The organism is Nocardia sp. NBC_00508 (genome assembly GCF_036346875.1).
GTDB lineage: Bacteria > Actinomycetota > Actinomycetes > Mycobacteriales > Mycobacteriaceae > Nocardia.
The window spans coordinates 2,821,884-2,835,918 of sequence record NZ_CP107852.1 but is presented as its reverse complement, the minus strand read 5'-3'; the positions used below and the strand labels follow the sequence as shown (position 1 = coordinate 2,835,918).

Here is a 14,035-nt window from a genome sequence, read left to right as displayed (position 1 = left end):
GACCGAGCACCCGGAATGGCGGCAAAAGAATCGTGTCGGCCCGGCCGGGCGTGCTCACTTACGATGACCGCGGGATGTTTCCGGAGCACAACGGCCCACACGGCCACAATCGAGCAGTGACGACGCCCGCAGGCGAATCGGTCGTGGTGGCCTTGCTGGGCGAGGTGGCGCTGCGCCGTGCCGGTGTGCTGACGCCGCTGCCCGGTGCGCGCTCCCGGCTCCTGCTGGCGGCGCTGGCCATGCGGCCGGGGCGCAGCCGCAGCGCGCAAACCTTGATCGATGACGTCTGGGGCGAACAGCCGCCGCGGTCGCCGATGAACGCGCTGCACACCCAGGTCTCTCGGCTGCGAGCGGCGCTGCCGGAGGGCGCGCTGGAGATCGGCCCCGCGGGCTACCGGCTGACGGTCGGTGCCGAGCAAGTCGATGTGACCTTGGCTGGAGAATGGGTGCGAGCGGCTCGCCGGTGCCACACGGAGGACGATCCAGCCGGGTGCCTCGCGGCGATCGGGCAGGCGCGGGCGCTGTGGCGCGGCGAACCCGGAGCCGACCTGCCCTCCGGTGACCTGGCCGACGACCTGCGCGCCACGGCCGGGCGCCTGCTCACCGAACTCGACGATCTCGAGCTGACCGCGCGCCAGGACGGCGGTGACATCGACGGCGCACTGCGTCTGGCCCGCCGCCGAGCCGCCGCCGACCCATTGGACGAGCCCGCGCAGCAGACCCTGATGCGCCTGCTCGCCGCGGCAGGGCGAGCCAACGAGGCGCTGGAATCCTTCGCGGCCTTCCGTTCCCGGCTGGTCGGGCGACTCGGCACGGACCCGGGACCGGCACTTGTCGCAGTGCACACCGCGATCCTGCGGGGGGAGCAGGCAGGCCGCGCCGCGGCGCAGCCGAGCTACACGGGTGTGTCTGCGGCGGTCGGCGGCTCCAGGAATGGTTTCGCACCCGAGCCGACAGCTGCGGCAGGTATCGGCGCAGAACTACCTACCGTACCGGCGGTTGCGGCTGGAATCGCCGCGGAACCGCTGCCCGCCGCCATCGGGTTGCGTGCCGCGCCCAATGCGCTGCTCGGCCGTGCGGCCGATCTCGCCGCGCTCGCCGACCTGCTGCGCGATTCCCGGGTGGTGACCGTGCTCGGCCCAGGCGGTGCGGGAAAGACCAGGATTGCCAACGAGCTCGGTACCCGCGTAGCAGGCGCGCGGCCGGTTGTGCTGGTCGAGCTGGCTTCGGTGCGCGCCGACAGCGCCGACGCCAGGGTCGAGGTCGAGGCGGCGATCGCCGCGGTGCTCGGGCTCAGCGATGTCACCTTCGACACGGCGGCACTGCGTTCCGGACAGACCATCGACGCGCGCAGACGGCTGCAGGACGCGGTGTCGGCCCGTTCGATGCTGCTCATCCTGGACAACTGCGAGCACCTGATCGACGCCGTCGCAGTGGTGGTCGCCGACCTGATCGGCGTCGCGAACCGGCTGACCGTGCTCACCACGAGCCGATCACCGCTGACGATCACCGCGGAGACCGTGTACCCATTGCCGCCCTTGACCATCGACGCGGCGGGCTCGCCCGCGACCGAGCTGTTCGCCGCGCGAGCCAGGGCGGTGCGGCCCGCCGTCCGGCTCGACCCGGACGTCGTAGCCCAGCTCTGCCACACCCTCGACGGGCTGCCGTTGGCCATCGAGCTGGCCGCCGCTCGGGTGCGGGTGATGAGCGTCGAGGAGATCAACGAACGGCTGGCCGACCGGTTCGCGCTGCTGCGCCACGGCGACCGCAGCTCGCCCGAGCGGCACCGCACGCTGCACGCGGTGATCGACTGGAGCTGGAACCTGCTCGACGACGAACAGCAGGTGGCGCTGCGCCGATTGTGCCGATTTCCCGCCGGTTTCACGCTGTCGGCCGCCGAGGCGGTGGCGAGTGGAGCTGACCTGGAGGATGTCGCCGCTGCTGTCGACGGCCTGGTCAACCAGTCGCTGCTCACCGTGTTGGACGACGAGGTGATCGGCATCCGGTACCGGATGCTGGAGACCGTTCGAGAATTCGGCGAAGAGCGATCGACCGGTGTCGCGGGCGAGCCGGAAGCGGTCGACACCCGAATGATGCGGTGGGCCGAGGACTATGCCGACGACGTCGCGCGCCGGTATATGACCGGCGATCAGGTTCACCTCGCGCTCTCGGTGGCGGCGGAGCTGGACAACCTGCTCGCGGCGCTGCGCTGCGCGCTCGAACGGCGGCACGCGGCGACGGCGTACACGGTCTTCCCCGTCGTCGCCATGTTGTGGGTGATCCGCGGCTCGCACATGGAGGTGGTCAATTGGGCGGAGCGGGTAGTCGAATTGGATGCGCCCGACTTCGGTCCGGACGCTCCGCGCGCCGACCTGGTGCTCACCACCTACGAGATGATGTTCTTGCATCTCACCTACATTGGCGGGAGCGCCCGCGAACTCGCCCGGCTGCGCCTGAAAGTGCGTCGTTTGTTCCGTGCGGGCGCCGATCTCACCGAGACCAATAGCTTCACCGGCCGTGTCGTGCTCACCAGGGCCGACGGACGCGGACTCGGCAGGCTGATCGCCGACGCGGTGTGGTCGGGCGATCCGGAGACCATGGCCGCCGCGCTGCTGTTGCGCGCCAACATCCGGGAGAATCTCGGCGACGTGCGCGGCTCGACCGTCGACGCGATCAGGGCGCTGGATGCCTTCGGGCACAACAACGTCTGGAGCGTGGCCATGGTGTGCAGGCACCTCGGCCAGGTCTGCGGCCAGATCGCGCAGTACGCGGAATCGGTGACCTACTACCGCCGTTCGCTCGAGCTGCTGCAGCGGCTCGGCGCTTACGAGGACACCGTGGAGATCCGCAGCCTGCTGGTGGCTTCGCTGGTCGGCATCGGCGAGCTGGCGCAGGCCGAGCGGGAACTCGAGCTCGCGTTCGGCACCCCGGACCTGGATGGCGCGACCGGCGGGCGGAACCGCCTGCTGTCCACCGTCATGCAGAGTTCAGCCGAGGTGGCGTTCGCGGCGGGCGACATAGCGGAGGGTTTCGCTCGCTACCAGCGCGCACTGGAACTGTTCGGCTGGCCGGACCAGGCGCTCGGGCCGGGGCCCGGCGCACTGATGCTCGCTGCGGCGGCGCTCGACGCGAAGGTGCTCTACGGTGCGGCCGATACCGGCGCGGCCCTGGCCGCCGAGCTGGCCGAGCTCATGGTGCCGATGATGACGCAGTACCAGGACCTGCCGCAGATCGGTGCCGTCGCCTGCGCCATCGGCTCGTATCTCATCGCTGTCGGCCTTGACGTCCCGCGTGGTATCGAGCTGCTCGCCCTGGCTCCGAATGTGTTCTGCCGCCAGGACTTTCCCACAATGCGCTGGGACCGGCACCGGGACGCCGCGGTCGCGACCCTCGGCGCCGAGCGGGTCGGCCAGGAGCGCGACCGGGTCGGCCACCTGCGCCGCAGAGACTCTGCCAACCGGATCATGCGGATGATCCAGGAGCTGAACGACGCTCGCTGACCGCGGTGTCTTTCGCGACGCCGGAACCTGTGGCGAGAGCCTCTTGCAGAGCGCAGGCAAGACCAATGAACGACGTGCTACGCGCTGATCGGTTCGGTGCTTTCGGCGGCTACCTGGACCCTCGAAAGAGCCTCACCCACACGACCGAACGCCGAGTGTCTGGCGTACCCCGTGTGCCGAACCCCTCGCTGCTTTCGGCCGCCACGTCGACCTCCGAGTAGTCCTCGACGGCACGACGGCACACGGGCGACCGCGGTCCCCCGGTGTGCCGATGTTCGCGCACTTCATGCCCGTCGCATGTACGCCTTGACGGTGAGCGGGGCGAAGATCGAGATCACGACCAGTGAGCCGATCAGCGACCAAGCCAGGTCGCCGCCGAACCCGCCGCCGTTCATCAGCCCACGGCACGCGTTCACCATGTAGTACACGGGGTTCGCGTGGTTGAGCCCCTGCATCCACCCCGGCATGGTGCTCACCAGCGCGAAGGCGCCGGACATGAAGGTCAGCGGGAACATGATCATCATCGAGATACCCTGCACGCCTGCCGCGCTCTTGCCGGTGACCCCGACCAGCGCCCAGATCCAGCTGATCGCGAACGAGCACGCCACGATGACCAGACCCGCCGCGACGACGCCGACCACCCCGCCCTCCGGCCGATAGCCGATGCACAGACCGACGACGACGGTCAGCACGGTCGCGATGACGTAGCGAACCATGTCCGCGATCAGCGCCCCGGCCAGGGCCGAGATGCGGGCGATCGGAAGGGATTTGAAGCGGTCGAAAACGCCCTTGTCCATGTCCTCGCGCAACTGGGTGCCGGTGACGACCGACGTGAGCACCACCGTCTGCACCAGGATGCCGGGGATCAGGGTCGGCAGGTAGTCCCGCACACTGCCGCCGATGGCGCCACCGAAGATGTAGGCGAACAATGCGGTGAACAGGATCGGCTGAATCGTGACGTCGAACAGCTGCTCGGGCTTGTGCTTGATCTTCAGCAGGCCGCGGTAGGCCATGGTGAACGAGTTCGCCACCGCCTGCCCGATCGGAATCCGGTTGCTCACTTCGAGAATCGGTGTCGGCGCCGCGGTCTCGGTCGCGGTGATCGTGGTCATCCTGTGTCCTTCGTCGGCATGCGCAGGCCCTCCGTGGTCTCGCAGGCTGCCGCCTGCGGGCCAGACGCTCATGCTGTGTCTATCGTCGGCATGCGCGGGGTCCTGCGTGGTTACGCTGCGCCGGGCCTGACCGCTCATGCCGCGCTCCTCTCGGACTCGTCGGTGCTGTCGTCGGCCGGGTGGCCGGTGATGGTGAGGAAGACCTCGTCCAGGCTCGGCTTGCTCACGGTGATCTCGTCGACCCCGATCTCCCACTCGCGCAGGCGGATCAGCAGATCCGCGGTGACACCGGCGTCGGGCAACGGCGCGGTGAGGCGTCCCGCCTCCGGGGTGATCTGCGTTTCGGTACCGAGGAAATCGCCGATGATGCGGCGCGCCTCGTCCACCTGGCCCCGATCGACCAGGGTCAAGTGCAGGGAGGAGCCGCCCACCGAGGCCTTGAGTTCGTCGGCCGTGCCGTCGGCGATCACCTTGCCGTGGTCGATCACCGCGATCCGGTCGGCCAGCTGATCGGCCTCGTCCAGATACTGCGTGGTGAGCAGCACCGTCGCTCCCGCACGGACCAGGCGGCGGATGGTCTCCCACATCTGGGCGCGAGTGCGCGGATCGAGGCCGGTGGTCGGTTCGTCCAGGAACAGCAGCGGCGGCGTCGCGATCAGGCTGGCCGCCAGATCGAGTCTGCGCCGCATGCCGCCGGAGAAGTTCCGCAGCGGTTTGTCCGCCGCCTCGACGAGGTCGAATTCTTCCAGCAGCTCGACCGCCTTGCGCCGGGCGTCGATCCGGCTCAGGCCGAGCAGGCGGGAGAAGACGACCAGGTTCTCGGTGGCGGTCAAGTCCTCGTCGACCGAGGCGTACTGTCCGGTGACGCCGAGCAGCGAGCGGACCGCCGTCGGCTCCGCGACCACGTCGTGGCCGAAGATCCGGGCGCTGCCGCCATCCGGCCGCAACAGGGTCGCCAGCATCCGGATGGTCGTCGTCTTGCCGGCGCCGTTCGGCCCGAGCACGCCGTACACCGAGCCCCGCGGCACCGCCAGGCTCACACCGTCGACGGCGCGCTGTTCCCCGAACACCTTGACCAGGCCGTCTGCCTCCACGGCGAGCGCTGAATATGGTGCGAAAGAAGTCATGCCGACGACTGTGCCGGTCGCTCCTTGCACGGCCCTTGCACGGCGCTGTCGTGTGCGATGGATCGCGTCCTCGTGATCGGCGAGACCGGCCTCGCCGATCGGGGGATGACAGTGTGTTCGCTCACACCGCGGGTGGGTTCAGGCGGGTGAAGTCCGGCAGACGGTAGTACGGGTAGTAGGGGTAGGGCGGGGTGGTGGCGCTGGCTTTGTCCAGGCGGGCGATTTGATCGGCGTCGAGTTCCCAGCCGATGGCGCCGAGGTTCTGGCGCAATTGGTCCTCGTTGCGGGCGCCGACGATGACGGTCGCGACAGTCGGACGGCGTAGCAGCCAGTTCAGGGCGATCTGCGGGATGGTCTTACCGGTTTCGGCGGCCAGCTCGTCGAGGACGTCGACCACGTCGTAGAGCTTCTCGTCATCCACCGGTGGACCGGCCGCTGCGGTCCGGTGCAGACGGCTGCCCTCCGGCAGCGGCCGGCCACGACGGATCTTGCCGGTGAGCCTGCCCCAGCCCAGCGGGCTCCAGACGACCGCGCCCACGCCCTGGTCGCGCCCGAGCGGCATGAGCTCCCACTCGTAGTCGCGCCCGACCAGCGAGTAGTAGACCTGGTGCGCGACATACCTGGTCAGGCCGTTGCGATCGGCTGCGGCAAGGGATTTCATCAGCTGCCAGCCCGCGAAGTTCGAGGCGCCGACATAGCGGATCTTGCCGGCGCGCACCAGGTCGTCCAGTGCGGCGACGACTTCCTCCACCGGCGTGCCCGCGTCGAAGGCATGCAACTGGAACAGATCGATGTAGTCGGTGCCCAGTCTGCGTAGCGACGCTTCGACCGCGCCGATCAACCTGGCTCGTCCGGAACCGGCGTCTCGCGGGCCCGGGCCGGTCGGCAATGTCGCCTTGGTGGACAGCAACACCTGATCTCGCCTGCCCTTGACGGCGGCGCCCAGTACCTCTTCGGAGGCGCCGTCGGAGTAGACGTCGGCTGTGTCGAACATCGTGACACCCGCGTCCAGGCTGATGTCGACCAGCCGTCGTGCCTGGTCGGCGTCGGTGTCGCCCCATGCGCTGAACAACTCGCCCCGTCCGCCGAAGGTGCCCGCGCCGAAGCTCAGGGCCGGGACGAGCAGGCCTGACGCGCCGAGCCGCCGGTACTCCATCTGTGTGTCTACCGTCTGCAGGTTCACCGGACCGCTCCTAATGCGTGTTCAACCGTCCGGGGTGGCCGGGATGGCCCTCCCCAAAAGGGTCTATAGTTCCGTTAACAACTCGAACAGTACACCTGCTGACGGGTAAATGAAACTGGAGTCCCGTTATGGAGCATGAAGAGGCCACGCCCGGCTCGGTTCGCCCTGGTGGACGGACCGCGCGGGTGCGTGAGGCCGTGCTGCGCGTCGCGGGGGACCTGCTCGCGGTACGTGGCTTCGCCCACCTGGATCTCGCCGAGGTCGCGGCGCGCGCCGAGGTCGGCAAGACCACCGTCTACCGCCGCTGGCGCACTCCCGCCGGGCTGGTCACAGATCTGCTGGCCGACATGGCCGAACAGTCGCTGCCGCATGCTGATACCGGTTCGCTGCTCGGCGATCTCACCGCCAACGCCCGCCTGGTCGCCTCGGCGTTGACCGACCCGCGCCAAGGGCGGCTGTTCCAGGCCGTCATCGCCGCCGCCACCTGCGACGAGACCGCCGCCACCGCGCTGCGCCGCTTCTACGACATCCGACTCACCGAATGGGCCCCCTGCGTCGCGGCCGCGATACAGCGCGGCGAAGCTCCCCCTGGCACCGACCCCCGTGCCGTCCTGTCCGCGGTTTCCGGTCCGCTCTATTACAGACTGCTCGCCAGCGGCGACCCCATCGACGACAACGCAATCCGGACAACCGCGGTGGCCGCCAGCAGCGCGGCGCGGGCCGGGATGTTCGTTACGCCGACGAAAGGCGGGCAGCAGACCGCCCTGACCTGACTTCGGCGGTTGTGCGGCAATGTGGGCCATCCCGATCACCACGACCCCAGCCTCGACCGCAGGCTAAGGGGTCCAAACCGGGTCACGCCCGGTGAGACCCAGAACCCGGTGCAGCGCAGGCGCCTCGGCAGGGATCGGTACCACCGGGCCGAACAGCCCCGGTGTTCCTTCGGGTGGCGTATCCGCCAGGAATTCGACGAGCACCGCGAGGTCGGCGGGGGCATGGCGCGGTTCCTGACCGGTCGCCTTGGCGAGGTCCCAGCAGTGGATGACCAATTCGTCCAGCGCGACCATGGCCATGACGGAGGCGGGCATCGTGACGCCGCCCGCTTCGGTGGCACCGTCCCACGCGGCGGCTTCGCGCCACGCGGAGACGAGTGCCCTCGACTGCGCGGGAATCCTGCTGCGCCAGTCCGGAACGAGCGGCCGGTCCGTGCTCGTGTTCGGCGCGACGGAACCGCCCACCGATTCTTTGGTGGCGGCCTGACGGAATGCTTCGGTCAGGTCGACGACGTGCACGAGGAGGTCACGCACGGTGGTGTCGGCACAAGGCGTCGGCAAGGTGAGCTGGTCGTCGGCAATGCGGACGACCACCGTCTCGAGCGCGGTAGCGGCCGGTTCGAAGTCGAATTCCGGGGTCATCGAATCTCCTGAGCGAGGGAACATCTCCATCTAGTGAGACGTACGAGCAAGGTGGAATTCATCGGTACCGAGGGAACGAGCACCTTGGCTGACGCCGCGAATCCGCACGCCCCGATCAGCCTTTCGACACGATGCGATCGGTCTGCTCACCATGGACGGCGAGCGCGGTGCGCAGGAAGTCGAGGATCAGCGTGAGTTGGTCGGTGTCGTAGCGACCGAGAGCCTGCGCACCCGCGTGGCCGACCGGTTCGAAGATCCGCTGTGCCACCTCACCCGCAGCGTCGGTGGCAGTCACCAGCACCCGGCGCCGATTGGCCGGATCCTGGCTGCGCGCGACGAATCCCGCACGTTCCAAGCGATCGATGACCGTGGTCGTGGCCGCTGGGCTGAGTTTCAACGCGGCGCTCAGCTCGCCGGCGGGCAGCGGGCCGCGGGCGAGCACGACATCCAAACACCGCAGGTCGGTGCGGTTCACGCCGAGATGCGCGGCGACCGCCTCGTCGAAGAGGTCGAAGCTCTGCTGGAGCAGCCGCAGCTGCATGCCGATCTCGACCACCAGTTCATCTTTCGACATTCGAAACTTTCTGTTATCGTATATTTCGTTCAACGAAACGATAGCATGGACAGGACACCAGTGATGAACGAGACCGCCGACCGCACCGCCACCGACGACGCCCAGATCCGGGCGCTGTTCCAGGACCTCATGCAGGCCTGGACCGATAACGACGCCGCCGCCTACGCCGCGCTGTTCACCGAAGACTCCGACTATGTGTCCTACGACGGCACCCGCGCGACCGGCCGCGCCGAGCATCAGCGCAATCACGACAAGCTCTTTCGTGGCGTGCTGGCGGGCTCGGCACTCGTCGGCGAGGTGGAGTCGGTCCGCTTCATCACCCCGGACGTGGCGGTCCTGCATGGCACCGCGTCGGTACTGATGCCGTGGCGCTCGCGACTGCCCGAGCGGCGGCTCTCGCGCCAGACACTGGTGCTGGCGCGCACGCCCGTCGCCTGGCGGGTCAGCGCGATCCACAACGGCCGAGTCCGCCCGGTCACGGTCCCCGAGCCGGATTCCTTTCCGGCCAGGATGTCTCAGCTCATGAGCCGCATTGCGCGCACGATCGGGCTCGGCCGGCGCCGGTCCGGCCGGTAGCCGCCGCGCGAAACCGCGTTTTCCCGACCGTCGCTCGCGACCGCGGGCGGTGCGCCGCCGTTATCCAGCCGTAGCGGCGAAAAGTGCTGGAAAAGCGGAGAATTGGAGGATGAAGGGTGATCGGGTGGAGATCGTCGTCGATGTCGGCGACGGGTCTCGCAGTTACGAGATCGCGGCTACCCGGGCAGGGCGACGCGTCGAGGTGCGGATCGCGCGCGGCGTGGTCGAAGTCAGTGAGGTGACGCGATCCGGCACGGCGGTGCGCACCGCGCGGTTCATGGCCGGGCGAACGCTCGCACTGGTGGAGCATCCCGCGAATACAGCGGCCCCGCGTCCGGACGAGGCGGGATAACCCACCCCGCGAGATGGTTGCGCCGAAGCACTGCCACGGGCATCCTCGATGCTGTCGCCAGTTGTTCGTCCGCCCTGATTGCGGCGTGCCACGACGGGTATGCCGATCAAGAGGCCTACGCGGAGAGGAGCGCACGATGACAGATCCCCTTGCGGATGCGGTCCCCGAGGCCGATCTCGCGGAGCAGTCCATCCCGGCGTATCCGGAGGAGCCGGTGTTACCCGACGACGCACCAGAGGAAAACGTCGAGCGGGTCGAGCGCGACGTCTGGGACGCCAATCCGGCGGACGTGGTCGAACAGTCCATTCCGGTACCGCTCGACGACGAGCTCGAGGACGAAGTCGGCTACTGACCAGCGCAGGGCCGGGTCAGGGCTGGATCTTCGCCCGCACCGTCGCGTGCAGTTCCCGCAGGCTCGACCGTTCGGTGGCGACCTCCAGCACCCTCGTGCCGTGTGCGTGCCCGGTCAGCTCGACCGCCAGCTGCTGCGGATCGACTTGGCGGTGCGGGATGCGGTACGCGGCGCACAGCGCGGCCAGATCCATCCCGTGCGGCGTGCCGAAGACCCGCTCGAACACGCCCGCGTACTGCGGATCACCCTGCTCGAGCAACTCGAAGATGCCGCCGCCGTCGTCGTTGGCCACCACGATGGTCAGATCGGCGGGCCGCGGTTCGCCGGGCCCGATGAGCAGACCCGAAGCGTCGTGCAGGAACGTGAGGTCGCCGATCAGCGCGATCGTGCGGCCCGGGTGGTGTAGCGCGGCGCCCACCGCCGTGGACACCGTGCCGTCGATACCGGCAACGCCTCGATTCGACAGCACCTTGATCCCCGGCCGTGGGTGCGAGACCAGCGCGGCGTCCCGAACGGGGTTCGACGCGCCGAGCAGCAGTTGGTCGCCGTCGCGCAGTGCGTCCAGCACGACGGCGGCGACGTGCAGTCCGGTCGGCTTCGGGTGCCGCGCGAGTTCGGCGCGCACTACTTGGTCGGCTTTCGCGTTCAGTTCGTGGCAATGCCGCAGCCACTCTTCGCGCGGTGTGCCTGTGGTGACCGCGCGCGTTCCGGTGCCGACCACGTTGCCGGACACGTCGGGCCAGCGCGGACCAGTGGTGAGCGCGTACACGCAGACGTCCGGGTCGGCGAGCACTTTCGACACCTGACGGTGCAGGGTGGGACGACCGGTGATGATCGCTTGCCGGGGCCGCAGCAGCGGCAGCGCCAAGGGATGCAGCGCGGGGCCGTGCATGGGTGCGGTGGGCTCGGCGACGGTCGGCAGCGCCGCCAGTTCCGGCCGGAGTCCGGCGCCGTGTCCGGAGATCACCACGGTGTCGGGGGAAAGATCGAGATCGAGCGGCACGTCCAGGGTCGCGTACTGGGTCTCGGTCCAGGCGCACTCGCCCACGCGGCCCGCTGGAGCCGACTCGTTCGGCACCGGGTCGGGGACGAGCGGCTCGCGCAGCGGGACGTCGAAGTGCACCGGGCCCGCGTTGCCGGAGCGGGTGCCGCGCGCCGCCGCGAGCACCCGGCAGACCGCCGAGCGCCACTGGCTGTTCTGATGACCGTAGGGCTGATGGCCTGCGTCGCCCGCCTCCTCCTCGGCCAGGCCGAGCGAGATGGCGGCGCGGACTTGGCTGCCGAACAGGCCGAACTGCTCGATGGTCTGGTTCGCGCCGGAGCCGAGCAGCTCGTAGGGCCGGTTGGCGCTGAGCACCACCAGCGGGACTCTGGCGTAGTTGGCCTCCAGCACGGCGGGCCCGAGGTTGGCCACCGCGGTGCCGGAGGTCATCACGACCGGGACCGGAAGCCTGCTCGCGACGGCGAGGCCGACGGCGAGGAAGCCTGCCGTCCGCTCGTCGATCCGCATGTGTAGCCGTAACCGCCCGGCCGCGTCGGCGGCCTGCAGGGCGAAGGCCAGCGGAGCGTTCCGGGAGCCGGGGCACAGGACGACATCCCGCACGCCCCCGCGCACGAGTTCGTCGACGACGACCTGCGCTTGTGCTGTAGACGGGTTCACGCCTCCAGCCTGGCAGATGATTCCTCGACAATTGCCGTGGGGAGGCTTTCGATCACACTGTGTCGTCGGACACAGACCGGCGCCGGTGTGTAGTGCATGGTCATCAGCGGGCATGAATCCCCGATCGATCCCACCGCGAGGGCTCATGAGCGCCGTTACGCTCCCGCCGGGGGCCGCAACGTATGGCGCTCCCTGAGCGAATCGGCGGTGCCGCTCACCGCACCCAGATCGGCGTTGCTGTTTGCGTCGGGGGAGGGGATTCTCGGACGCGGCGCGAATCGTCAGAGACCACGATGCCGCGGTGTCTCCAAGCCCGTGAACATCCGCGGTGCGCACACGCACCCAGATGGGGCCGACCCTTGCTTCCGAGCGAAGCGCGGCCGAGTCAGCGATGGCTTGGGCGGACACTGCGGCACGAGCGCACGTCTTCGAGCCGCATATGCGTCGGCGACTCGGACTGCGCTCGGAGAATCACGCCGCGGCTTCGGGTTCCGAAGATTTCAGTCGCTTTGGTGCGGAACCGGCCATGTCGCACATCGAGGGCCGAGAAGCCGGGGCGCCCCGATGTGCGACCTCGCAGATCAGTTGGCGTGCTTCTGGATCAGGTCGCCGACCCGCGGCAGCGCCTCGACGACGTTCTTCTTCGCCGACGAGCGCATCGAGGAGTAGACCTTCTTCAGAGCAGGCCGGGTGGACGCATCGGCGCGGGCGTCGGTGACGGCGAGCAACGCCTCGGCGACCTCGTCGGACTTGGCGACGAGCAGATCGGCGAACTTGCCGGAGCCCGACGCGGCGTACTCCTGCCAGAACGGCTCCAGCTGCGCGACGAGTTTGGGCGCCAACGACTCCAGCGCATCGGGCACGATGGACGGGCTGATCTTCTTGACCGCCGCGTAACCACCCTTCACGGCCAGGCCGGACGCACCACCCTTGTCCGAGACCTCGGCGTCCAGAACCTCGACGGCATCGGCAAGGAAAGCCGGGCGCTTCGCGTCGCCGAGCAGGGATTCAGACAGTGCTGCAACCACTTTCAGGTTCCTCCGGATCGATATCGATGAACGAGCGAGGGCAACTATACGCACCCGCGCCAGCGTTCACCCGGCTACGGCTGCCAGGGCAGCAACTGAACCATCAGCCCCTCGCAGTCGGCGAGCAGATCGCCCTGCTCATCGAGCAATTCGGCGGTGATGAAAGTTTTGCGTCCTTCGATACGGTCCACCCGCCCGCGAACCGTCAGCGGCGTGTCCAGCGGGGTGATTTTGCGATAGTTCACGTGCAGGAACGCGGTGCGGCTGATGGGCCTTCCGGCGTAGTGCACGATCATGCCGAGCAAGTCGTCGAACAGCAGCGGAAGCACGCCGCCGTGCGCTGCCCCATTACCGCCGAGGTGGAAGCGGCGGAACACGCCGGTCATCTCGATGCCGTCCGGTCCTGCCTCGACCACCTGCCACGGCAACAGCAAAAGGCTGCCGCGTCCAGGTAGTTTGACGGCGCGGCCCGCAGGGCCCTGCGACTCCGGCGCACGGTAGGGCTCGAGCAGATCGATCAGCTCACGAGCTTTGGCCTGCGCTGCCCCGAAGACATCGTCCGGTGCGTCCACCGAGACGGCGAGATCCTGCAGGGTCCGCATGTCCTCGACGAACGCGCCGAAGTTCGGTCCGACCCGGGCTGCGGTGACCTTCGGGAATCCGCCGTGGCTCTCGTACCGGGATCCGTCCACCGCGCTCCGGTCGATAACAGGTTTCACTCGCTCACTCATACCTGCACGGTAACGCGCAGTTTTACACCGTCAAATCGAGGTCGGGCCGATGCGCGGAATGCGGTGGTAGGTCAGGCACTACTCCCAGCCTCCAGCAGAGACATCTCTGGCGATACCCCGTAGTTGAGTACACCCTCGGTGCGTGTACCGGAGCAGTGCTGGGCGCGCTGGGTGCCGTACCCGGCTTACCTCCCGCAGTCGAGTGCGCATCCACAGTCCCAGCCCAGTCAACCGGCTGTGGTTGCGTTGCAGAGCTGGAGCATCGAGCGGAGTCAAAGGGCGGCTTCAGGGCAGGGAAAGCGCCGCCATTTGACTACCGTCGATTCCACGGAAGCCCCTTCGCTGGGATTTCTGAACGCAACCACAGCCGGTTGACCCCGCTGGAAGCCGACGGGTTCCGACCAACTGCGGGAGGTAAGCCGGGT

13 protein-coding genes are annotated in these 14,035 nt (G+C 68.6%); 5 read left to right on the top strand and 8 right to left on the bottom strand.

Features of this window, described 5'->3' with window-relative positions:
- Nucleotides 1-116 precede the first annotated feature (116 nt).
- Entirely contained in the window at nucleotides 117-3,500 is a 3,384-nt protein-coding gene (locus tag OHA40_RS12450) for an AfsR/SARP family transcriptional regulator (RefSeq protein ID WP_330233203.1), read from the top strand.
- A 284-nt stretch (nucleotides 3,501-3,784) separates the two neighbouring features.
- On the opposite strand, the gene OHA40_RS12445 is transcribed toward OHA40_RS12450, so the two are convergent.
- From OHA40_RS12445 to OHA40_RS12435, 3 genes are all read right to left on the bottom strand, one after another.
- Complete coding sequence (locus OHA40_RS12445; protein ID WP_330233202.1) at nucleotides 3,785-4,612, bottom strand: ABC transporter permease; 828 nt, start codon at nucleotides 4,610-4,612, stop codon at nucleotides 3,785-3,787.
- 134 nt (nucleotides 4,613-4,746) lie between these two features.
- Nucleotides 4,747-5,739, bottom strand: coding sequence for an ATP-binding cassette domain-containing protein (locus OHA40_RS12440; RefSeq protein ID WP_330233201.1), 993 nt, complete (start codon nucleotides 5,737-5,739; stop codon nucleotides 4,747-4,749).
- Between the two features lie 121 nt (nucleotides 5,740-5,860).
- Entirely contained in the window at nucleotides 5,861-6,895 is a 1,035-nt protein-coding gene (locus OHA40_RS12435) for an aldo/keto reductase (protein WP_330234143.1), read from the bottom strand.
- Nucleotides 6,896-7,050: 155 nt separating this feature from the next.
- Here OHA40_RS12435 and OHA40_RS12430 point away from each other — a divergent pair, with 155 nt between their 5' ends.
- Nucleotides 7,051-7,695 (top strand): TetR/AcrR family transcriptional regulator, encoded by a 645-nt coding sequence (locus tag OHA40_RS12430; protein WP_330233200.1) that lies wholly within the window; start codon nucleotides 7,051-7,053, stop codon nucleotides 7,693-7,695.
- A 63-nt stretch (nucleotides 7,696-7,758) separates the two neighbouring features.
- On the opposite strand, the gene OHA40_RS12425 is transcribed toward OHA40_RS12430, so the two are convergent.
- Nucleotides 7,759-8,337 carry a TIGR03086 family metal-binding protein gene (locus OHA40_RS12425; protein WP_330233199.1) on the bottom strand — a complete coding sequence of 193 codons (579 nt, stop codon included), beginning with the start codon at nucleotides 8,335-8,337 and terminating at the stop codon, nucleotides 7,759-7,761.
- A gap of 115 nt (nucleotides 8,338-8,452) precedes the next feature.
- Nucleotides 8,453-8,911 (bottom strand): MarR family winged helix-turn-helix transcriptional regulator, encoded by a 459-nt coding sequence (locus OHA40_RS12420; RefSeq protein ID WP_330233198.1) that lies wholly within the window; start codon nucleotides 8,909-8,911, stop codon nucleotides 8,453-8,455.
- A 45-nt stretch (nucleotides 8,912-8,956) separates the two neighbouring features.
- On the opposite strand from OHA40_RS12420, the gene OHA40_RS12415 reads away from it, so the two are divergent.
- The 3 genes from OHA40_RS12415 (at nucleotide 8,957) to OHA40_RS12405 (ending at nucleotide 10,191) form a co-directional block, all read left to right on the top strand.
- On the top strand, nucleotides 8,957-9,487 hold the full coding sequence (locus OHA40_RS12415; RefSeq protein ID WP_330233197.1) for an SgcJ/EcaC family oxidoreductase: 531 nt from the start codon (nucleotides 8,957-8,959) through the stop codon (nucleotides 9,485-9,487).
- A gap of 109 nt (nucleotides 9,488-9,596) precedes the next feature.
- Entirely contained in the window at nucleotides 9,597-9,839 is a 243-nt protein-coding gene (locus tag OHA40_RS12410) for a hypothetical protein (protein WP_330233196.1), read from the top strand.
- A 136-nt stretch (nucleotides 9,840-9,975) separates the two neighbouring features.
- Nucleotides 9,976-10,191 carry a hypothetical protein gene (locus OHA40_RS12405; protein WP_330233195.1) on the top strand — a complete coding sequence of 72 codons (216 nt, stop codon included), beginning with the start codon at nucleotides 9,976-9,978 and terminating at the stop codon, nucleotides 10,189-10,191.
- 16 nt (nucleotides 10,192-10,207) lie between these two features.
- Here OHA40_RS12405 and menD read toward each other — a convergent pair whose 3' ends face one another.
- The 3 genes from menD to OHA40_RS12390 all read right to left on the bottom strand — a co-directional run bounded on the left by menD (nucleotide 10,208) and on the right by OHA40_RS12390 (nucleotide 13,610).
- Complete coding sequence (gene menD, locus OHA40_RS12400; RefSeq protein ID WP_330233194.1) at nucleotides 10,208-11,851, bottom strand: 2-succinyl-5-enolpyruvyl-6-hydroxy-3-cyclohexene-1-carboxylic-acid synthase; 1,644 nt, start codon at nucleotides 11,849-11,851, stop codon at nucleotides 10,208-10,210.
- Nucleotides 11,852-12,432: 581 nt separating this feature from the next.
- Nucleotides 12,433-12,879: a DUF6918 family protein gene (locus OHA40_RS12395; protein WP_330233193.1), complete on the bottom strand. Its 447-nt coding sequence runs from the start codon at nucleotides 12,877-12,879 to the stop codon at nucleotides 12,433-12,435.
- A 74-nt stretch (nucleotides 12,880-12,953) separates the two neighbouring features.
- On the bottom strand, nucleotides 12,954-13,610 hold the full coding sequence (locus OHA40_RS12390) for a PaaI family thioesterase (protein ID WP_330233192.1): 657 nt from the start codon (nucleotides 13,608-13,610) through the stop codon (nucleotides 12,954-12,956).
- Nucleotides 13,611-14,035: the final 425 nt, after the last annotated feature.